Below are 20,069 nucleotides of genomic sequence, written 5' to 3' on the forward strand. Positions count from 1 at the left end.
GTGGGGGGCGCGAGCCACGCACGCTACTCGGCGCATCGCGGGTGCGGGAGGGTTTCGGCAAACTGAGTGGTCGGTATGCGCTTACTACGCAAAACCGTTGCTGACCTGGGGCGTTACCGGCATTGACCCGGGTCCTGGGTGATCGCTCCGCTCACTCCCCGGGACTCTTCAGCACCGGAAACCGCCGCGGTGCCACGCACAGCAGCACCAGGAACGCCAGGCTCGCCGCGCAGGCCGCGCCCAGGTAGACCGCGTGCACCGCGTCCGCGATCGCGTGCCGTGTGGCCTCGGGGGCCGTCCCCGCGTCGAGGGCCCGGGTGACGGAGTCGAGGTCGCTCGCTCCGCCGAGCCGCGCGGCCAGTACGCCATTGGCGACCGCGCCGAAGACCGTGGCCCCGACGGTCTGGCCCGTTTGGCGGCAGAACAGCACGGACGCGGTCGTCGTGCCGCGCTCCGCCCAGCCGACCGTCGACTGCACCCCGACGATGAGGGGGAGTTGGAAGAGGCCGAGGGCCGCCCCGAGCAGGAGCATCAGCAGCGTCGGCTGCCAGGCCTCGCCCGGGTACGGCAGGAAAGGGAACGCGAACAGCACCAGAGCGGCCGCGCCGATGCCGAGCAGTGCCGTGTCCCGGAAGCCGATCCTGCGGTAGACGTGCTGGCTCAGCGCGGCCGACACCGGCCAGCTCAGCGTCCAGACGGACAGCACGAACCCGGCGGTCACCGGGGCGAGGCCCAGCACCGACTGAGCGTACGTCGGCAGGAACACCGCCGGCGCCACCATCAGCAGCCCCAGCGCGCCCAGCGCGAGATTGACGGCGGCGATCGTACGGCGGCGCCACACCCAGCCGGGGATGATCGGCTCGGCCGCCCGGCGCTCCACCAGCACGACCAGCGCGACCAGCGCCAGGCCCGCACCGAACAGGGCGAGCGAGGGTGCCGACAGCCACGGCCATGCCACCCCGCCCTGCACCAGCGCCGTCAGCAGGACGCCCCCGCACGCGAACACCGCGAGCGCGCCCGGCCAGTCGACGCGCGTGCGCGTGCCCGGGTTCTCCCGCTGCGGCTCGTGCAGATGGCGGACGATCAGCCACAACGCCACCGCGCCGATGGGCAGGTTGACGAGGAAGATCCATCGCCAGTCGGCGTACGCCGCGAGGAGACCGCCGACGCCCGGGCCCGCGACCGCCGACACCGCCCACACCGTGGACAGCTTGGACTGGATCTTCGGGCGCTCCTCAAGGGGGTACAGATCGGCGGCGAGCGTCTGAACCGTGCCCTGCAACGCCCCTCCGCCCAGGCCCTGTACGACCCGGAAGGCGATCAGTGCCGCCATGTTCCAGGCGAGCGCGCACAGCAGGGAGCCCAGCAGGAACAGGGCCGCCCCGGCGATCAGTACCGGTTTGCGGCCGAAGGTGTCGGAGAGCTTGCCGTAGACCGGGAGGGTGACGGTGACGGCCAGCAGGTAGCCGGAGAACAGCCAGGAGAACACCGAGAAGCCGCCGAGGTCGCCGACGATCTGCGGTACGGCCGTGGAGACGATGGTGGAGTCCAGGGCCGCCAGCGCCATCGACAGCATGAGGGCCGCGACGACGGCACCCCGTCTGCCGGTGGCCGTGTGCTGCGCCGCCCCGCGTGTCGCCGGAGTCGTACCGCTCGTACCGCTCACCCGCAGCCCCTCCCGTGCCCCTTGCATCTATCTGCCGTCGGACAGCTTCCCATTGCCCCTCACGTCAGGGGAGGGTGCAGGCTGAGTGCGCCGGAGGGTGGAGGCGCCCCCGAGAAGTGCTCCACCCGGCGGTGGACTGCCCCTAGGGGTACCTCCGTCCTACGGCTCGGGGAGGGTTCGTACCGTCGGAGGACGAGACGGCGCGGGGGTGCTCCTTAACCTGGCTTTACGTCGTCGGGGGGCGGCAACCCCCACCGGAGGGGGGTGGGGTTAACCCCCCGGAAAGAGGGTGCCGAGCACCAGCGCGCCCGGACCTCTTCCGTCGACAGACTGAGCGACGTAGCGACCGGCAAGCGCACCACCGCCGCGACGAGCGGCACACGCACCACTCCCGCACCGCACGGACCGCGGACCGGTGCGCCCGATTGATGACCGACTTAGGAGACATACCGTGACATCGGCTGTGACCATTCCCAGGCACGGGGGCACTGGAGGGCGTACGGCCGTTGCCGCGCGGGCGCGGCAGGTCGTCAAGGCGTACGGGTCCGGGGAGACCCGTGTCGTCGCCCTCGACCACGTCGACGTGGACATCGCCCGCGGTCAGTTCACCGCGATCATGGGCCCCTCGGGGTCCGGCAAGTCCACCCTGATGCACTGCCTCGCCGGGCTCGACACCGTGACCAGCGGTCAGATCCACCTGGACGACACCGAGATCACCGGCCTGAAGGACAAGAAGCTCACGCAACTGCGCCGCGACCGGATCGGCTTCATCTTCCAGGCGTTCAACCTGCTTCCCACCCTCAACGCGCTCGAGAACATCACGCTCCCCATGGACATCGCCGGCCGCAAGCCCGACAAGGGGTGGCTGGACCGGGTCGTGGAGACCGTCGGGCTCTCCGAACGGCTCAAGCACCGCCCCACCCAGCTCTCCGGCGGTCAGCAGCAGCGCGTCGCCGTGGCCCGGGCGCTGGCCGCCCGCCCCGAGATCATCTTCGGTGACGAGCCGACCGGAAACCTCGACTCGCGCGCCGGTGCCGAAGTCCTCGGCTTCCTGCGCCGCTCGGTGGACGAGCTCGGCCAGACCATCGTGATGGTCACGCACGACCCGGTCGCCGCCTCGTACGCGGACCGGGTGCTGTACCTCGCCGACGGTCGCATCGTCGACGAGATGTACAAGCCGACCGCGGACGCCGTCCTCGACCGCATGAAGGACTTCGACGCCCGGGGGCGCACGTCATGACCGTCATGAAGACCTCGATGCGCAACTTCTTCGCGCACAAGGGCCGGATGGCCCTGTCGGCGGTCGCGGTGCTGCTCTCGGTCGCGTTCGTGTGCGGGACCCTGGTGTTCACCGACACGATGAACACCACCTTCGACAAGCTCTTCGCGGCCACCTCCTCGGACGTGACCGTCAGCGCCAAGGGCGCCTCCGACACCGGGGAGACCACCTCCGACAACGGCAAGCCGCCGGTCGTCCCGGCCGCCGTCCTCGGCGAGGTACGCAAGGCGTCGGGTGTGAAGTCGGCGGAGGGGACCGTCTTCTCGACCTCGGTGACCGTCGTCGACGCCGACAAGGACAACCTGTCGCCCTCCAGCGGCGCGCCCACCGTCGTCGGCAGTTGGAACGGCAACGACGCCCGCACCATGAAGATCACCTCGGGTGCCGCGCCCAAGGGCTCCCAGCAGGTCATGGTCGACGCGGACACCGCCGACAAGCACCACCTGAAGCTCGGTGACGAGATCGGTGTGATCAGCGCGGTCGGCACGTACACCGCCAAGATCTCCGGCATCGCCACCTTCACCGTCACCAACCCCGGTGCCGCGATCTTCTACCTGGACACGAAGACGGCGCAGCAGTGGCTGGTCGGCGAGACCGGCGTCTACACGAACGTCAACGTCACGGCGGCCTCCGGGGTCACCGACGCACAGCTGAAGAAGAACGTGGCCGCCGAACTCGGCGGCGCCTACAAGGTGCAGACCGCCAAGGAGACCGCCGACGCCAACCAGAAGGACGTCGGGGAGTTCCTGAACGTCATGAAGTACGCGATGCTCGGCTTCGCCGGGATCGCCTTCCTCGTCGGCATCTTCCTGATCATCAACACCTTCTCGATGCTGGTCGCCCAGCGCACCCGCGAGATCGGCCTGATGCGTGCCATCGGCTCCTCCCGCAAGCAGGTCAACCGCTCCGTGCTGGCCGAGGCGCTGCTGCTCGGCGTGTTCGGCTCGGTGCTCGGTGTCGGCGCGGGCGTCGGCCTCGCCGTCGGACTGATGAAGCTCATGGGCATGACCGGCATGAACCTGTCCACCGACGACCTGACCGTCGCCTGGACCACCCCGGTGATCGGCCTGGTGCTCGGCGTGGTCGTCACCGTCCTGGCCGCCTACCTCCCGGCCCGGCGCGCCGGCAAGGTCTCCCCGATGGCCGCGCTGCGCGACGCGGGCGCCCCGGCCGACGCCAGGTCGAGCTGGATCCGGGCCCTGATCGGCATCCTCCTCACCGGCGCCGGCGGCTGCGGCCTCTACGTGGCCGCCACCGCGGACCAGGCCAAGGAGGGCTCGCTCTGGCTGGGCCTGGGCGTGGTGCTGACGCTGATCGGCTTCGTGGTCGTCGGCCCGCTGCTCGTGGGCGGCGTGGTACGGGTGCTGGGCGCGGCCCTGCTGCGGATGTTCGGTCCCGTCGGACGCATGGCCGAGCGCAACGCCCTGCGCAACCCGCGCCGTACCGGCGCCACGGGTGCCGCCCTGATGATCGGTCTGGCGCTGGTCGCCTGCCTGTCGGTGGTCGGTTCCTCCATGGTCGCCTCGGCCACGGACCAGCTCGACAAGACCGTCGGCACGGACTTCATCATCCAGAACGACGGCGGACAGCTGGTCACCCCGCAGGCCGTCAAGGCGGTGAAGGAGACGCCGGGCCTGGAGCGGGTCACCGAGTACAAGTGGACCGAGGCCGACTTCACCACCCCGGACGGCAAGAAGCTCAAGGACACCGCCATCACCGCGGCGGACCCGACCTACGCCACCGACGTCCGCGTCGAGACGGTCGCCGGCAAGCTCGCGGACGCCTACCGGCCCGACTCGATGTCCGTCCACGAGGACTTCGCCAAGGACCACAGGATCCACCTCGGCTCCAAGATCTCCGTGGCCTTCAAGGACGGCTCCACCGCCGGGCTGACGGTCCGCGCGATCACCAGCAGCGACGTCGTCATCGATCAGGGCGCGATGTACACCTCCATCGCCACGATGGCCAAGTACGTCAAGGCCGACAAGATGCCGCTCGACCAGCTGGTCTTCGCCACGGCGCAGGAGGGCCGGCAGGACACCGCGTACAAGGCGCTGAAGTCCGCGCTGCACGACTACCCGCAGTACCAGGTCCGTGACCAGACCGACTACAAGCAGGCGCTGAAGGACCAGGTCGGCCAGCTGCTGAACATGATCTACGGCCTGCTCGCGCTGGCGATCATCGTGGCGATCCTGGGTGTGGTGAACACCCTGGCCCTGTCGGTCGTCGAGCGGACCCGGGAGATCGGCCTCATGCGGGCCATCGGCCTCTCCCGCCGCCAGCTGCGCCGGATGATCCGCATGGAGTCCGTGGTCATCGCCCTCTTCGGCGCCCTCCTCGGCCTCGGCCTGGGCATGGGCTGGGGCGCGACGGCCCAGAAGCTCCTCGCCCTGCAGGGCCTGACGGTCCTGGAGATCCCCTGGCCGACCATCACGGGCGTCTTCATCGGCTCGGCCTTCGTGGGCCTGTTCGCCGCGCTGGTCCCGGCGTTCCGGGCGGGACGGATGAACGTACTGAACGCGATCGCGACGGAGTAGCGACCCGTACAGAGGGAGCCCGGTGCCGAGACCCACGGGGGTGTTCTCGGCGCCGGGTGCTTTGTGTGTTTCAGCCCGTCCGGCGTTTGAGGACGAGGCCCGTTCAGGGCCGAAGCGGGGGTCCGGGGCCGCAGCCCCCAGGGATGGGACGGGTAGGGGCGGCGGGGGCGAGGACCCGCGACGCCCGCACAGATACCCCGCACCTCGAAACCCGACCCCGCACAGACACCCCGCACCTCGAAACCCGACCCCGCACAGACACCCCGCACCTCGAACCCCAAGCTTGTCCACAGCCCCCAACGGCCACGCCGTCAGCGACGTACGCTGGACAGACCCCCGGCCCGCCGCGCGCGTCGGGCGGTCCGCGATGCCCACCCCCGGACGAAAGCCGCCCCCGAATGAGCCTGCACGGTCTGCTCGACGCCGTAGTCAAGGACCCCGCCCTCGCGGAAGCGACGAAGGCGGCCGCAGACGGCAACCGCATGCACGTCGACCTGGTCGGCCCGCCCGCCGCCCGCCCCTTCGCGATCGCCGCCCTCGCCCGCGAGTCCGGCCGCCCCGTCCTCGCCGTCACCGCCACCGGCCGCGAGGCCGAGGACCTGGCCGCCGCCCTGCGCTCCCTGCTCCCGCCGGACGGCGTCGTGGAGTACCCCTCCTGGGAGACGCTCCCGCACGAGCGCCTCAGCCCCCGCAGCGACACCGTCGGCCGCCGCCTCGCCGTCCTGCGCCGCCTGGCCCACCCCAGCCCCGACGACCCAGGGGCCGGCCCGGTCTCCGTCGTCGTGGCCCCCGTGCGCTCGGTGCTCCAGCCGCAGGTCAAGGGCCTCGGCGACCTGGAACCGGTCGCCCTGAGAACGGGCCGGACGGCCGACCTCAACGCCGTCGTCGACGCCCTCGGCGCCGCCGCGTACGCGCGCGTGGAGCTCGTCGAGAAACGCGGCGAGTTCGCCGTGCGCGGCGGCATCCTCGACGTGTTCCCGCCCACCGAGGAACACCCCCTGCGCATCGAGTTCTGGGGCGACGACATCGAGGAGATCCGCTACTTCAAGGTCGCCGACCAGCGCTCTCTGGAAGTCGCCGAACACGGCCTGTGGGCCCCGCCCTGCCGCGAGCTGCTGCTCACCGACGACGTCCGCGCACGCGCGCGTGCCCTCGCCGAACAGCACCCCGAGCTGGGTGAACTGCTCGGCAAGATCGCCGAGGGGATCGCCGTCGAGGGCATGGAGTCGCTGGCGCCGGTCCTCGTCGACGACATGGAGCTGCTGATCGACGTACTGCCGAAGGGCGCCATGTCGGTCGTCTGCGACCCGGAGCGGGTCCGCACGCGCGCGTCCGACCTCGTGGCGACCAGCCAGGAGTTCCTGCAGGCGTCCTGGGCGGCCACCGCCGGTGGCGGCGAGGCGCCGATCGACGTCGGCGCGGCCTCCCTGTGGTCCATCGCGGACGTCCGCGACCGGGCGCGCGAGCTGGACATGATGTGGTGGTCGGTGTCGCCGTTCGCCGCCGACCTCGAACTCGACGCGGACACCCTCAAGCTCGGTATGCACGCCCCGGAGACGTACCGCGGCGACACCGCGAAGGCGCTGGCCGACACCAAGGGCTGGCTCGCCGACGGCTGGCGCGCGGTCTTCGTCACCGAGGGCCACGGCCCGGCCGCCCGCACCGTCGAGGTGCTCGGCGGGGAGGGCATCGCGGCCCGCCTGGACACTGACCTGGAGCAGCTCAGCCCGTCCGTGGTGCACGTGGCGTGCGGCTCGATCGACTACGGCTTCGTCGACCCGGCGCTCAAGCTCGCCGTGCTCACGGAGACCGACCTGACCGGCCAGAAGGCGGCCGGCCGCGACGGCGCCCGGATGCCCGCCCGCCGCCGCAAGACCATCGACCCGCTCACCCTGGAGACCGGCGACTACATCGTCCACGAGCAGCACGGCGTCGGACGCTACATCGAGATGGTGCAGCGGACCGTGCAGGGCGCCACACGCGAGTACCTCGTCGTGGAGTACGCCCCCGCCAAGCGCGGCCAGCCAGGCGACCGGCTGTACATCCCCACCGACCAGCTGGAACAGATCACCAAATACGTCGGCGGCGAGGCCCCGACCCTGCACCGGCTCGGCGGCGCCGACTGGACGAAGACGAAGGCCCGCGCGAAGAAGGCGGTCAAGGAGATCGCCGCCGACCTCATCAAGCTGTACAGCGCGCGCATGGCGGCCCCCGGCCACGCCTTCGGCACGGACAGCCCCTGGCAGCGCGAGCTGGAGGACGCCTTCCCGTACGCGGAGACCCCCGACCAGCTGACCACGATCGCCGAGGTCAAGGACGACATGGAGAAGTCGGTCCCGATGGACCGCCTGATCTGCGGCGACGTCGGCTACGGCAAGACGGAGATCGCGGTGCGGGCCGCCTTCAAGGCCGTCCAGGACGGCAAGCAGGTCGCCGTCCTCGTGCCCACGACCCTGCTGGTGCAGCAGCACTTCGGCACCTTCTCCGAGCGCTACTCGCAGTTCCCGGTCAACGTGCGGGCGCTGTCCCGCTTCCAGACCGACACCGAGGCGAAGGCCGTCCTGGAGGGGCTGCGGGAGGGCTCGGTGGACGTCGTCATCGGCACGCACCGGCTGTTCTCCTCCGAAACCAAGTTCAAGGACCTCGGCCTGGTCGTCGTCGACGAGGAGCAGCGCTTCGGCGTCGAGCACAAGGAACAGCTGAAGAAGCTGCGCGCCAACGTCGACGTCCTGACGATGTCCGCGACCCCGATCCCCCGGACGCTGGAGATGGCGGTGACCGGCATCCGCGAGATGTCCACGATCACCACCCCGCCCGAGGAGCGGCACCCGGTCCTGACGTTCGTCGGCCCCTACGAGCAGAAGCAGATCGGCGCGGCCATCCGTCGCGAACTGCTGCGCGAGGGCCAGGTCTTCTACATCCACAACCGGGTCGAGTCGATCGACCGCGCGGCGGCCCGCCTGCGCGAGATCGTCCCCGAGGCGCGGATCGCCACGGCCCACGGACAGATGTCGGAGTCGGCGCTGGAGCAGGTCGTCGTCGACTTCTGGGAGAAGAAGTTCGACGTGCTGGTGTCGACGACGATCGTCGAGTCCGGCATCGACATCTCCAACGCCAACACCCTGATCGTGGAGCGCGGCGACACCTTCGGCCTCTCCCAGCTGCACCAGCTGCGCGGCCGCGTCGGCCGGGGCCGCGAGCGCGGTTACGCGTACTTCCTGTACCCGCCGGAGAAGCCCCTGACGGAGACCGCCCACGAGCGGCTCGCCACCATCGCCCAGCACACGGAGATGGGCGCGGGCATGTACGTGGCGATGAAGGACCTCGAGATCCGCGGCGCGGGCAACCTGCTCGGCGGCGAGCAGTCCGGCCACATCGCGGGTGTCGGCTTCGACCTGTACGTGCGGATGGTCGGCGAGGCGGTCGCCGATTACCGGCGTCAGCTGGAGACCGGCGAGATCGAGGAGGAGCCGCCGCTCGAGGTCAAGATCGAACTGCCCGTCGACGCGCACGTCCCCCACGACTACGCGCCCGGCGAGCGGCTGCGCCTGCAGGCCTACCGCGCCATCGCCTCCGCGAACTCCGAGGAGGACATCAAGGCCGTCCGCGAGGAACTCGTCGACCGCTACGGCAAGTTGCCCGAACCGGTGGAGAACCTGCTGCTGGTGGCCGGTCTGCGGATGCTCGCGCGCGCCTGCGAGGTCGGCGAGATCGTGCTCCAGGGCAACAACATCCGCTTCGCGCCGGTGGAGTTGCGCGAGTCGCAGGAGCTGCGGCTCAAGCGCCTCTACCCCGGGACCGTCATCAAGCCGACCGTGCACCAGGTGCTGGTGCCGCGCCCCAAGACCGCGAAGGTGGGCGGAAAGCCGCTGGTCGGGCGGGAGTTGCTGGGCTGGGTGGGGGAGTTCCTGGCGTCGGTGCTGGGGTCATAGGGCGAAGGGCCGTCCTCCGGACCGGTCCTGTCGCTTCGGGAGCGGGAGCCGGAGCGGGAGCCGGAGCGGGTGCGGCAGCGGGATCGGGTGCGGGTGCGGTCCTCAGGCCACCGGGCGCATGTGCGTGCCGGTGGCCTGGCTCAGGACCGTGGCGAGGCGGTCGCGTACGGCGACCTGGGCGGCGATGCGTGCGTCCATGACGGCGAGGCGTTCGGCGGCCACCCGTAGGGCCGTGGCTGAGGCCGGTCCCGCGGTGACGTCCCCGTCCAGGCATGGCAGGAACACGCGAACGTCGTCGAGGGTGAGCCCGGCGTCCAGGAGGTGTCGGATGTTGCGGACGCGGACGGCCGCACCGGTGTCGTAGACGCGATAGCCGTTGGCGGCGCGCTCGGAGGTGATCAGTCCCGCCTGCTCGTAGTGGCGCAGGGCGCGGGGTGTGGTGCCGGTCTTCGCCGCGAGCTCGCCGATCTGCATGGGAGCAGTGTCAGGCGAGTACGGCACCCCCGTCCACCGGAAGGACGACGCCGGTGACGAACGACGCGTCCGGCGAGGCGAGTCGGGTGACGGCCCACGCCACCTCCTCGGGTTCGCCGAGGCGGCCCACGGGGGTGTGGGCGAGCTGCCAGGCGCGGAAAGCCCGTGACTGCTCCGATGTGAGGCCCATGTGCTCTCCGATGGGGGTGACGATCGCGCCGGGCGCGACGGCGACCACCCGGACTCCGCGTGGGGCGAGTTCCACGGCCCAGCTGCGGGTGAGGAGTTCGAGGGCGGTCTTCGTGGCGGCGTACAGGGAGTTGCCGGGCCAGGCACGCTGCCCGACGGATGTGCTGATGTTGACGATCACGCCCTTGTTCTCCGTGAGGGCGGGGAGCGCGGCCTGGGTGAGCAGGACCGGTGCGGTGAGGTTCGTCGCCAGCAGCGGGTCGACGGCGGCGCGGGTGTACGTGCCCAGTGACTCGGTCCGGACGATTGCCGCGTTGTTCACCAGCACGTCCAGGCGGCCGTGGGTGTCGAGGACCGTACGGACGATGTGCTCGGGGGCGTCGGAGGCGGTGATGTCGGCCGGGAGCGGTGTGATACCGGGGTGGCCCTCGGCAGTCTCCGTGAGGGGTGCCTCGCGGCGGCCGACGGCGACCACACGTGCGCCCTGGGCGGCGAACGCGCGGGCTGTGGCGCGGCCGATACCGGTTCCGGCGCCGGTGACGAGGACGGTGCGGGTGTTGTTCTCTTCGTTCGCGAGGGGGCTCATGCGGTGATCGTCCGACCTTGACGCCGGTGTCAAGGTCAAGGAGAGCCCGCTGGTCAGGGCGAGCGGAACAGCATGCTCGCCAGGTCACGGAAGACGTTCTCGGGGTCCTGGTCGCCCACCGGGTCGTCCAGATTGTGGCTGAGGAGCAGCGTGGCGAAGCCGTGGGCGAGGGACCAGGCGGCGATGCCGGCGAGGCGGGCGTCGCCGCCGCGGCGGTCGGGAGGCACGGCGGAGACGGCCCCGCGCAGGGCTTCGGAGGCGAGGGCGCGGGCGGTGGTCAGTTCCAGATCGTCGGCGCGCAGCAGCTCCGGCGTGAACATCACCTGGAAGTGCGCGGGGTACTCGCGGGCGAAGCGGACGTAGCGCACGCCGGCGTCCTTCAGGTCCGTCACCTCGCCGACCGTGGCCGCGAGCAGCCCGAACCCCTCCGCCGCGATCGCCGTCAGCAGACCCGTGCGGTCCTTGAAGTGGTGCGCGGGCGCCGCGTGCGAGACCCCGGCGCGGCGGGCGAGATCCCTCAGGCTGAGCGCGGAGGGCCCGTCGGCGGCGATGACGTCGAGTGCGGCGGCCAGGATGGCGCGGCGCAGGTCACCGTGGTGGTACGGGCGCCCGGGGGCCCGGGTCTTCTCAGGCTGTGACTGCGCGCGGCTCATGGCATCAGCGTACGCCCAATCTAGGCATTGACAAGTTACGGCGGCTCGGGCAATCTTGTCAGTGTCAAGTTGTGCGCTGGGAGGCGCCGGAAGGATGAGTGACGAGGGGGAACGTCATGCCGGAACTCGTGAAGGACGCGGGCGAGGCGGGTGCCGTGGAGCTCGGCCGGGTGCGTCAGCTCTGGCATCTGCTGGAGCCACTGCACGCCGTGCTGTACTTCGCGCCGGAGGTCGTCGAGGAGACGTCGGCGCTCGGGTACGACAGGCAGGACCGCTGGTCGAGCTACTTCCCGCTGCGAGCCGCGCCGTTGGGCCCCGTGGACGGTGGGGTCGTCGCGTCCGCCTTCTACAGCTTCTCGCCCGACATGGTCGCCGCCCACATGGAGTCGGCGTGGTCGACGGCGAGCCCGGAAGACGTTCTGCAGGCGCGGCTGCGAGGCATGGACCGGGCGTACCGCACCCTGTTCGGCGACCGAGTGGACAGCCCCGAACTGGCGGAGGCCGCCGCCCTGGCCCGGAGCGCGGCGGAGGCGGTCGATACGGCCGGGCGTCCACTGGCCGCGGCCAACGCTGTACTGGACTGGCCCGACGAGCCGCACCTGCGGCTGTGGCAGGCGGCGACCATCCTGCGCGAACACCGAGGCGACGGCCACCTCGCCGCCCTCCTCGTGGCCGACCTGGACCCGGTCGAGTCGCTCGTCTCCTTCGCCGCCATAGGTGCCGCGTCCGTCGAGCGCTTCGAGAGCCGTGGCTGGAGCGCCGACGAGTGGGCGTCCGCGCGGCGCCGTCTCACCGCCCGTGGCCTGGTCGGCGAGGACGGTACGGCCACGGAGGCGGGCCGGGAGGTGCGTCGTCGCGTCGAACAGCACACCGACCATCTCGCCGCACGCCCCTGGCAGTCGCTCGGCCCCACGGGCGTGGACCGCCTCAACGCACTGCTCGGCGACTACTGGGTCGCGGTGCTCGGCTCCGGCCTGCTGCCTTCGGAGTCCACCTTGGGGATAGGGAAGGTCTGAGCAGGCAGACCTACGGCTGGTCGGGCCTCTCGCGGTCACGGTCGATGCCGAGCGCCCCTTCAGTCCTCTGCTGTGCGGTGTCGACCTGGTCCTCGTACCTGCTGCCGGTCTTCTCGTTGACCCGCTGTTCCGCGGTGTCGGACATGTCCTTGGCCTTCGCCTTGTGTCGGCCCTGACTCTTGAACTTGTCGAAAATGCCCATGGCACAGCTCCTTCGGAGGTGACTCACCGCCGACGATACGCCCGAGTTGCGAAGAATGCGCATCGAGCACCGGCGTGACCCGGACCGTCCCAACGCCCCTGTGCGCCCGCCCGCTACGGTGTGCCGCAGCCGTACCAGGGCACGAGGCAAAGGACAGCCCCGTCTGCGCCTGGGCGGGCGGACCGGCAGGCAAGGGGAGGGACGCGCCGTGATGCGTCTGAGGGGCGGGGCCGTGGCCGCCGCTGTACTGGTGCTCACCGTGACCGGCTGCACCGAACAGACCACGGGCACGGGACCCGCCGGGCCCGGCCGGTCCACCGGAGACTCCGGCGGGGGCAGCGGTGGCGGCAGCGCTGGAGGCGCCGCCCTCGCGGCGGCCAAGTCGCTGACGGTGAAGGGCCGGGCGCCCAAGACCGGCTACGACCGCGACAGGTTCGGCACCCCCTGGGCGGACACGGACTCCAACGACTGCGACACCCGCGACGACATCCTCAAACGGGATCTGGAGAAGGTGAGGTTCACCCGCGGCACCTGCAAGGTCGCCTACGGCATATTGGAGTCCGATCCGTACTCGGGCAAGGACGTGACCTACCGGCGCGGTCGCAGCCAGGTCGACATCGACCACGTCGTCGCCCTCTCCGATGCCTGGCAGAAGGGCGCCAAGTACTGGGACGCCGGCAAGCGGATAGCCCTGGCCAACGACCCCCTCAACCTGCTCGCCGTCGACGCGAGCACCAACCGCTCCAAGGGCGACGGCGACACCGCGACCTGGCTCCCGCCCAACAAGGGCTACCGGTGCACGTACGTCGCCGCGCAGGTCGCCGTGAAGAAGAAGTACCAGCTGTGGGCCACCGCGGCCGAGAAGGCCGCCATGGAGAAGGTCCTCTCGGGCTGCGCCGGCCAGAAACTCCCCTCCGGCGGCAACCCGACCGAGGCACCGCCGCGGTTCCACGCGAACTGAGGGCGAGTGGGGCCGCGCTGTCAGGGCCACGGGGCCGCGGGGCGCCGGGCCGACGCGCTGCGGAAACCCGTTTCTGGGGTCGCCCGTCAACGCCTACGGTGGCCGTATGCAGTTCAGGGTATCGAGTCTGGCAGAGCGGCCCGAGGCGCGTGAGCGGGTCACCAAGATGGCCGACAGCTGGCCGCAGTTCACCGTCCAGGACCATGTGGGCAGCGCCCACTACGGTCGCATCCCGGTCGAACTCCCCGAGTACGTGCTGTTCGCCGAGGACGCGCGGGGCGAAGTCGTCGCGCACGCCTACAGCGTGCCCTTCTGTCTCGCCGCCGAAGGCCGCGGGGAGTTGCCGGACCGTGGCTGGGACGAGGTGCTCGTGTGGGCCTTCACCGACCTGCGCGGTGGTGTCGCCCCCGACACGGTCAGCGCCATCTCCATCGTCGTCGCTCCGCACGCCCAGGGCCTCGGCCTGTCCGGGCTGATGCTCTCCGCGATGCGCGACAACGCCCGAGCCCACGGCTTCCGTGAGGTCGTCGCCCCCGTCCGCCCCAACGCCAAGCACCTGGAACCTCGCACCCCGATCGAGGAGTACGCCCACCGGGTGCGTGAGGACGGGCTGCCGTACGACCCGTGGCTGCGTGTCCACGCGCGGGCCGGGGCGACCATCGAGCGGGTGGCTCCCGCGTCGATGACGGTCGCCGCCTCCTTGGAGGAATGGCGCCGTTGGACGGGGCTGCCCTTCGACACCGAGGGTGAGACCGAGGTGCCCGGTGCCCTGGTACCGGTGCACTGCGCGCCGCGGCGCGGGTACGCCGTGTACGTCGAGCCGAACGTGTGGATGCGGCACCCGCTCTGAGCGGTCCGGGCACCGCTCCCGGCCGGGACTCAGCCGGCGAGGGCGTCCAGGTCGACGACCTCGCCCGTGGGCTTCTGCGCGGGGACCGGCTTCTCGTAGTCGGTGAAGGTGATGGTGCCCGGCTCGTCGGCGGAGGTGCTGTCCATGCGCAGCAGGTAGGGCTCGCCCTCGCTGGCGACGTAGAGCGTGTAACGGTCCTTGCCGTCGCGGGCGTTGAGGACGACCGCGGGTGTTCCGTCGACCGTGGTCGTCTTGCCCCGGGAGACCGTGGCGTCCGGGTTGCTGTCCTCGGTCGAGTCGGAGCCAACGTCAGCGGGGCCCTCCAGTACCGAGTCCAGGTCGCAGAAGCCCGCGATGTCCTTGGCGTCGGCGCCCGTCGCGGACATCTTGGTCCACTTGCCGGCGAGCATCGCCACCACCGCGTCGGTGTCCGCCTTGGAGTCGCCCTCGCTCTGGGCGCGCAGGAACGCCTCGTCGTACTTCATGTAGAGGGTGTCCCCGGCCTTGAGCAGGTCGGCCTTGCCCTGGCCGTTCATGCTCATCGTGCCGGCGCACTCGCCCTTCTTGTTCAGGGCCAGGTCGATCTGGATCGTGCCCTTGGTCTCGTCGTCGGGGACGTCGCCCTTGAAGCGCAGCGACGAGGCGCCGTTGGTGGCCTTGAAGGCCCGCTCGGCGATGTCGTCGGCGCTCAGCCCGGCGAACGGTTCCTTCTGCTTGCTCGACTGGGCGGCCCCGACGGGCCGGCCTGACGTGCCGGAGTTGTTCGCCTTGTCGTCCGCCTTGTCCTGACCCGGAAGGCAGCCGGTGAGTCCCGCGGCGGTGACAGCGGTCAGGCAGAGGGCGGCGAGTGCGGTGCGACGCATGGGAGTTCCTTGGTGAGAAAGGTGGGGCGGCCCTTGCGGCCGGCCCCTCCGCGAGGAGGCGTGGCAACTGCCTTCATCCGACAGTCGCTCGTTCGCTGGGTCAATAAGAACAGAGACTGTGAACCGAGTCAACACGATTCACAAAAGGGTTGGAGTACACGGCGTGAATGGGTGGATCCAGCGTTCACCGGTATGCTCGTCGCCACACAGGGGACGAGGGGAGTGGCGCGGGTGCAGGACAACGCGACAGAGGTGACCGCCGCCGAGATCGCACGGCTCGCCGGCGTCGGCCGTGCCGCCGTCAGCAACTGGCGCCGCCGTCACGCCGACTTCCCGAAACCGGTCGGCGGCACCGAGACCAGCCCCTCATTCGCACTGGTCGAAGTCGAGTCCTGGCTACGCCACCAGGGCAAACTCGCAGAGGTCCCGCTGCGCGAACGCGTGTGGCAGCAGCTCGCCGGCCATCCCGAGGGCCCGGTCACCGCACTGACGCACGCCGGCTGCGTCCTGCTGCTCATCCACGACCGCCCCACGGTCTGGCTGGAGGTGAGCGCCGGCTCCGACGAGCGTCTCGCCGCGATGCTTCCGGGCACGCTGGAGCAGGTGATCGGGCCTCGCGTGGGTGCGGTGAGCGCAAGTAGTGCTGTGAACGCGGCAAACGCGGCGAACGTGGCAAACACGGCAAAGGCGGCGAACCTCTCACCGGCTGTGAACACCAGTCCCGCGGTTCACGCCCCGCCCGGCAGAGCGCCGGCTGTTCACACGCCAACCGTTCACACCCCCGGCGCCCAGGCCATCCCCCGCGCCCCCGCCCTCCACGTCCCCTCCGGCCCCGAGCTCCTCCCCTCCGCCCCGCTTCTGCGCGGTGTCGCCGAACTCGCCGCCGAGATGGGCGCACGGCAGACCTTCGAGTTCCTCATCGGCCGGCACCTCGACGCCAACCCGCGCCAGTACACGCTCACGCCCACCGAGCTCGCCCGCCTCATGGCCGACCTGGCCGGAGCCGCCGACAGCGTCCTCGACCCGGCCTGCGGCACGGGCACCCTGCTGCGCGCCGTCGCCGCCCGCCCCGACCAGCAGCTGTACGCGCAGGACAGCGCACCCGACCTCGCCGCGCTCACGGCGCTCCGGCTCGCCCTGCACACCCGGGCGACCGTGCGCGGCGCCATCGGGGACACTCTGCGCGCCGACGCCTATCCGGAGCTGCGCGCCGAGGCGGTGCTGTGCCACCCGCCGTTCAACGAGCGCAACTGGGGGCACGACGAACTCGCCTACGACCCGCGCTGGGAGTACGGCTTCCCGGCGCGCAACGAGTCCGAGCTGGCCTGGGTGCAGCACGCGCTCGCGCGGCTGAGGGACGGCGGCACCGCCGTGCTGCTCATGCCGCCGGCCTCGGCCTCCCGCCGCTCCGGCCGCCGTATCCGCGCAGACCTGCTGCGACGGGGGGCGCTGCGGGCCGTCGTGGCGCTGCCGGTGGGTGCTGCGCCGCCGTACAACATCCCGCTGCACGTGTGGGTGCTGCGCCGGCCCGGCAAGGCGCCCGCGCAACCGGAAGTACTGCTCGCGGACGTGGGGCAGTTCGCCACGGAGGGGCGCGGCGGGCCGGACTGGCGGGCCGTGCGGGAATCCGTGCTCGACGCCTGGCGTGACTTCGACCGGGCCGGGACGCTGGACGAGCGGCCGGGACTGGCGCGTTCCGTGCCGGTCATCGAGCTCCTCGACGACGACGTGGACCTGGCCCCGGCCCGTCACCTGCCGCCCCCGCCGGCGGCCGACGGCGCGGAGGCGCTCACGGCCGTACGCGAACGTCTCGGGGAGACGCTGCGGCTGACCGCCGACCTCACCCCGCCGCCCGCCGAGGCCGCGCAGGTCACGCGCTGGCCGCTCACCACCGTCGGTGAACTCGCGCGCGGGGGTGCCCTTCTGCTGCGTACCGGTGGGAGCGGCGGGCACGCGCGCGTGCCCGTGCTCACGGACCATGACGTGTTCGCCGGGACGGCTCCCTCGGGGGCGCTGCCCGAGAGCGACGAGGAGGCGGTGCTGACCGAGCCGGGTGACGTGGTGCTCCCGGTGCTCGGCGGGGGCGCGGTGACGCGTGTGATCGACGAGGCGACCGGGGGTGCCGCTCTGGGGCGCAATCTCGTACTGCTGCGGCCGGATCCGGCGTCGCTGGACCCGTGGTTCCTCGCCGGGTTCCTGCGCGGCACCGCCAACAACCGCCAGGCCAGCAGCTACGCGTCCACCGCCACCCGCCTCGACGTGCGGCGCCTCCAACTGCCCCGGCTCCCGCTGGACGAACAGCGCCGCTACGGCGCCCGCTTCCGTGCCCTCGACGAGTTCGAGCGGGCGCTGCGCCACGCGGGCCGCCTCGGCGAGCAACTCGTGCGCGGGATGTACGACGGTCTGACGGACGGCACGGTCGCCCCGGACTGAGCACGAGCACTGAGCACGAGCACTGAGCACCCGCGTCAAGCGAAGCGATCGGCACGACAACGGTTCGGTACAACCCGGACCGCTTGTCGGTGTCGGCCTATACGCTCAAAGCGGCAATCACGGGACCGGCGTTGTCGGACGCGCGCCGACCGGCCTCGTACGTCCCCTCAGCCATCGTCCCCTCAGACATCAGGAGCTGTCATGCATGGCCACGGCTACACGCAGCCGGTGACGCAGCCGCCCCACACGGGGTGGCTGGCCTTCCTGCGCGTGCTGTTCGTGGTGATCTCGGTCTTCAGCATCGGCTTCCTGGCCTGGACGATGCTGCTGCGGCTGGCGATCGTGACCCGCAAGTCCCTCGACTGGGGCCTGTTCGTGGCCGTGCTGGCGGCCGACGTGCTCAGCATCGTGCTGCTGGGCACGGAGCCCGGCGAGGAGGTCCACACCGTGGGCGGCTGGACGGGCATCGCGCTGCTCCTGGGCACGCTCGTGGCCGCGATCGCGTACTACCTCGCGGCGGACATCCGCCACTTCCACCAGCTCCGCCACGGTCCCTACGGGGCCGCGCGCCCGCCGGCGTACGGCTACCCGCAGGCCACGTCGGCCTACGGCGCGACGACGACGCCGCGCCCAGGGCCGCACACTCCGCCCCCGGCACCCCAGGGGCCCGCTCCCCAGCCGCCGCACCACACCCCGATACCCCAACCGCCGACAGCCGCCCCCGGCCCGCCCCAGCGTCCCGCGCCCGCCCGGATCGATCAGGTGCGCGCGGAGCTCGACGAGCTCAGTGACTACTTGCGCCGGCAGGACGGCACGCGCGAGAGCGACAGCGGGGGCGGAAGGTGACCGTGACGACAGGACGCGTCGTCGCCGGCCGGTACGAACTGGCCACGCTCATCGGGCAGGGCGGCATGGGCCAGGTCTGGACGGCCTACGACCGGCGTCTCGACCGGCGCGTGGCGGTGAAACTGCTGCGCCCCGACAAGGTGGCGGGCCAGGAGGCCGACGAGCTGCGCCGCCGCTTCGTGCGCGAGTGCCGGGTGACCGCCCAGGTCGACCACCCCGGCCTGGTGACCGTGCACGACGCGGGCAGTGAGGGCGAGGAGTTGTTCCTCGTCATGCAGTACGTCGACGGCGCCGACCTCTCCGACCACCTCGCCGAGCACGAGCCGTATCCCTGGCAGTGGGCGGTCGCGGTCGCCGCGCAGCTGTGCGCCGTGCTGAGCGCCGTGCACGCCGTGCCGATCGTGCACCGCGACCTCAAGCCGCGCAACGTGATGGTGAAGCAGGACGGCACGGTCACCGTTCTGGACCTGGGCGTGGCCTCCGTCATGGACACCGACACCACCCGCCTGACGCACACCGGTTCGCCCATCGGCTCGCCCGCGTACATGGCCCCCGAGCAGGCGATGGGCGGCGCGGTCGGCCCGTACACCGACCTGTACGCGCTCGGCGTGCTGCTGCACGAGCTGCTCAGCGGGGACGTGCCGTTCTCCGGATCCACGGCGCTCGGGGTGCTGCACCGGCACCTGTACGAGCCGCCGCTGCCGGTGCGCCGGACCCGTCCCGAGGTCCCCGAGGCGCTCGAAGCGCTGGTGCTGCGCCTGCTCGCCAAGGACCCGCAGCACCGGCCCGCCTCCGCGCAGGAGGTGTACGAGCACCTGGAGCTCCTGCTGCCCGCGCGCGGGACGCCCACCGGGGCGCCCCTCGACCCCACGCGCCCCTTCCTCCGCCCGCACGCCCCCTGGCCGGACCGCGCGCGCACGCCGGCGCCCCAGCCGCAGGCCGCCCCTGCCGCGCCCGCCGCCGACAAGCCGGACGTCGCCGCCGCCGTCGACGAGGTCAAGCGACTGCTCGGGGAGGGCCGCATCACACAGGCCGTCGACATCCTGGGCGCGATCCTGCCCGCCGCGGCCGAACAGCACGGCGAGCACTCCCCGGTGGTACGCACCCTGCGCAAGCAGTACGCGGCCACGCTCATGGACGACGGCCAGTACCGGCGCGCGCTGCCCGAACTGCGCCGCCTCGCCGACGAACGCGCCGCCGAAGCCGGCCAGGCCGACACGCAGTCCCTGCGCTTCCGCTACGACGCCGCCCAGTGCCTCGAACAACTGGGCGAACCGGCGGCGGCGCTCGCCGAGTACCGCGCGCTGCTGCCGTACTACGAGAACCAGTACGTGGCCGGCGACCCCGAACTCGCCCTCGACGTCCGCCGCCGCATCGGCCACCTGCTCCTCGCCCTGGGCGACCGCGCCGCAGCCCACGACACCCTGGCGCGGCTGCTGCACGACGTGGAGCGGCTCCAGGGCTCCGGGCACCCGCTCGCCGTGGAGGTGCGCAGGACCCTGCAGTGGCTGGGACAGGTGCGCGGGTAGGTTTTTGCCGTGTCGTGAAGGAATCTTGCCCGTCTCCGGGGACGGAGTTTTCA

Annotated in this window: 15 protein-coding genes; 9 read left to right on the top strand and 6 right to left on the bottom strand. The window is 71.6% G+C overall.

Features of this window, described 5'->3' with window-relative positions; genetic code table 11:
- Window positions 1-151: 151 nt before the first annotated feature.
- On the bottom strand, window positions 152-1,693 hold the full coding sequence (locus IG99_RS24210) for an MFS transporter (protein WP_051865839.1): 1,542 nt from the start codon (window positions 1,691-1,693) through the stop codon (window positions 152-154).
- Window positions 1,694-2,117: 424 nt separating this feature from the next.
- On the opposite strand from IG99_RS24210, the gene IG99_RS24215 reads away from it, so the two are divergent.
- The 3 genes from IG99_RS24215 (at window position 2,118) to mfd (ending at window position 9,414) form a co-directional block, all read left to right on the top strand.
- Window positions 2,118-2,906 carry an ABC transporter ATP-binding protein gene (locus IG99_RS24215; protein WP_037677074.1) on the top strand — a complete coding sequence of 263 codons (789 nt, stop codon included), beginning with the start codon at window positions 2,118-2,120 and terminating at the stop codon, window positions 2,904-2,906.
- On the top strand, window positions 2,903-5,482 hold the full coding sequence (locus tag IG99_RS24220; RefSeq protein WP_037677076.1) for an ABC transporter permease: 2,580 nt from the start codon (window positions 2,903-2,905) through the stop codon (window positions 5,480-5,482). The genes IG99_RS24215 and IG99_RS24220 overlap by 4 nt, the downstream gene beginning before the upstream one ends.
- A gap of 398 nt (window positions 5,483-5,880) precedes the next feature.
- Window positions 5,881-9,414, top strand: coding sequence for a transcription-repair coupling factor (mfd, locus tag IG99_RS24225; protein ID WP_037677080.1), 3,534 nt, complete (start codon window positions 5,881-5,883; stop codon window positions 9,412-9,414).
- A 102-nt stretch (window positions 9,415-9,516) separates the two neighbouring features.
- Here mfd and IG99_RS24230 read toward each other — a convergent pair whose 3' ends face one another.
- The 3 genes from IG99_RS24230 to IG99_RS24240 are packed head-to-tail and all read right to left on the bottom strand — an operon-like array spanning window position 9,517 to window position 11,316.
- A complete protein-coding gene (locus IG99_RS24230) occupies window positions 9,517-9,888 on the bottom strand; it encodes a MerR family transcriptional regulator (protein WP_037677082.1) in 372 nt (123 codons plus the stop codon).
- A gap of 10 nt (window positions 9,889-9,898) precedes the next feature.
- The gene (locus IG99_RS24235; protein WP_037677085.1) at window positions 9,899-10,663 is read right to left on the bottom strand and encodes an SDR family NAD(P)-dependent oxidoreductase; all 765 of its coding nucleotides are present in this window, start codon (window positions 10,661-10,663) and stop codon (window positions 9,899-9,901) included.
- Window positions 10,664-10,716: 53 nt separating this feature from the next.
- On the bottom strand, window positions 10,717-11,316 hold the full coding sequence (locus IG99_RS24240; RefSeq protein WP_037677086.1) for a TetR/AcrR family transcriptional regulator: 600 nt from the start codon (window positions 11,314-11,316) through the stop codon (window positions 10,717-10,719).
- Window positions 11,317-11,432: 116 nt separating this feature from the next.
- On the opposite strand from IG99_RS24240, the gene IG99_RS24245 reads away from it, so the two are divergent.
- Window positions 11,433-12,332, top strand: coding sequence for an SCO6745 family protein (locus IG99_RS24245; protein ID WP_051865841.1), 900 nt, complete (start codon window positions 11,433-11,435; stop codon window positions 12,330-12,332).
- Between the two features lie 10 nt (window positions 12,333-12,342).
- Here the strand turns inward: IG99_RS24245 and IG99_RS24250 are convergent, their stop codons facing one another.
- Window positions 12,343-12,534 carry an antitoxin gene (locus tag IG99_RS24250; protein ID WP_037677089.1) on the bottom strand — a complete coding sequence of 64 codons (192 nt, stop codon included), beginning with the start codon at window positions 12,532-12,534 and terminating at the stop codon, window positions 12,343-12,345.
- Window positions 12,535-12,745: 211 nt separating this feature from the next.
- Here IG99_RS24250 and IG99_RS24255 point away from each other — a divergent pair, with 211 nt between their 5' ends.
- Window positions 12,746-13,495: an HNH endonuclease family protein gene (locus tag IG99_RS24255; protein ID WP_107056008.1), complete on the top strand. Its 750-nt coding sequence runs from the start codon at window positions 12,746-12,748 to the stop codon at window positions 13,493-13,495.
- A 106-nt stretch (window positions 13,496-13,601) separates the two neighbouring features.
- Window positions 13,602-14,345: a GNAT family N-acetyltransferase gene (locus IG99_RS24260; protein ID WP_037677092.1), complete on the top strand. Its 744-nt coding sequence runs from the start codon at window positions 13,602-13,604 to the stop codon at window positions 14,343-14,345.
- Between the two features lie 29 nt (window positions 14,346-14,374).
- Here IG99_RS24260 and IG99_RS24265 read toward each other — a convergent pair whose 3' ends face one another.
- Window positions 14,375-15,208: a hypothetical protein gene (locus IG99_RS24265; protein WP_037677093.1), complete on the bottom strand. Its 834-nt coding sequence runs from the start codon at window positions 15,206-15,208 to the stop codon at window positions 14,375-14,377.
- 231 nt (window positions 15,209-15,439) lie between these two features.
- Between IG99_RS24265 and IG99_RS24270 the strand changes: the two genes are divergently transcribed.
- From IG99_RS24270 to IG99_RS24280, 3 genes are all read left to right on the top strand, one after another.
- A complete protein-coding gene (locus IG99_RS24270) occupies window positions 15,440-17,641 on the top strand; it encodes an N-6 DNA methylase (protein ID WP_037677272.1) in 2,202 nt (733 codons plus the stop codon).
- A gap of 201 nt (window positions 17,642-17,842) precedes the next feature.
- Window positions 17,843-18,487, top strand: a complete 645-nt coding sequence (locus IG99_RS48850; protein WP_037677094.1) for a hypothetical protein — start codon at window positions 17,843-17,845, stop codon at window positions 18,485-18,487.
- 38 nt (window positions 18,488-18,525) lie between these two features.
- The gene (locus IG99_RS24280; protein WP_267882556.1) at window positions 18,526-20,016 is read left to right on the top strand and encodes a serine/threonine-protein kinase; all 1,491 of its coding nucleotides are present in this window, start codon (window positions 18,526-18,528) and stop codon (window positions 20,014-20,016) included.
- Window positions 20,017-20,069: the final 53 nt, after the last annotated feature.

The sequence above is a fragment of the Streptomyces griseus subsp. griseus genome (assembly GCF_000720255.1).
Classification (GTDB): Bacteria; Actinomycetota; Actinomycetes; order Streptomycetales; family Streptomycetaceae; genus Streptomyces; species Streptomyces griseus_I.

Bases quoted from the DNA above. Each gene is read 5' to 3' on its own strand.
- IG99_RS24210 (WP_051865839.1), bottom strand. From the start codon at position 1,693: ATGCAAGGGGCACGGGAGGGGCTGCGGGTGAGCGGTACGAGCGGTACG.
- IG99_RS24220 (WP_037677076.1), top strand. From the start codon at position 2,903: ATGACCGTCATGAAGACCTCGATGCGCAACTTCTTCGCGCACAAGGGC.
- mfd (WP_037677080.1), top strand. From the start codon at position 5,881: ATGAGCCTGCACGGTCTGCTCGACGCCGTAGTCAAGGACCCCGCCCTC.
- IG99_RS24230 (WP_037677082.1), bottom strand. From the start codon at position 9,888: ATGCAGATCGGCGAGCTCGCGGCGAAGACCGGCACCACACCCCGCGCC.
- IG99_RS24235 (WP_037677085.1), bottom strand. From the start codon at position 10,663: ATGAGCCCCCTCGCGAACGAAGAGAACAACACCCGCACCGTCCTCGTC.
- IG99_RS24240 (WP_037677086.1), bottom strand. From the start codon at position 11,316: ATGAGCCGCGCGCAGTCACAGCCTGAGAAGACCCGGGCCCCCGGGCGC.
- IG99_RS24245 (WP_051865841.1), top strand. From the start codon at position 11,433: ATGCCGGAACTCGTGAAGGACGCGGGCGAGGCGGGTGCCGTGGAGCTC.
- IG99_RS24250 (WP_037677089.1), bottom strand. From the start codon at position 12,534: ATGGGCATTTTCGACAAGTTCAAGAGTCAGGGCCGACACAAGGCGAAG.
- IG99_RS24255 (WP_107056008.1), top strand. From the start codon at position 12,746: ATGCGTCTGAGGGGCGGGGCCGTGGCCGCCGCTGTACTGGTGCTCACC.
- IG99_RS24260 (WP_037677092.1), top strand. From the start codon at position 13,602: ATGCAGTTCAGGGTATCGAGTCTGGCAGAGCGGCCCGAGGCGCGTGAG.
- IG99_RS24265 (WP_037677093.1), bottom strand. From the start codon at position 15,208: ATGCGTCGCACCGCACTCGCCGCCCTCTGCCTGACCGCTGTCACCGCC.
- IG99_RS48850 (WP_037677094.1), top strand. From the start codon at position 17,843: ATGCATGGCCACGGCTACACGCAGCCGGTGACGCAGCCGCCCCACACG.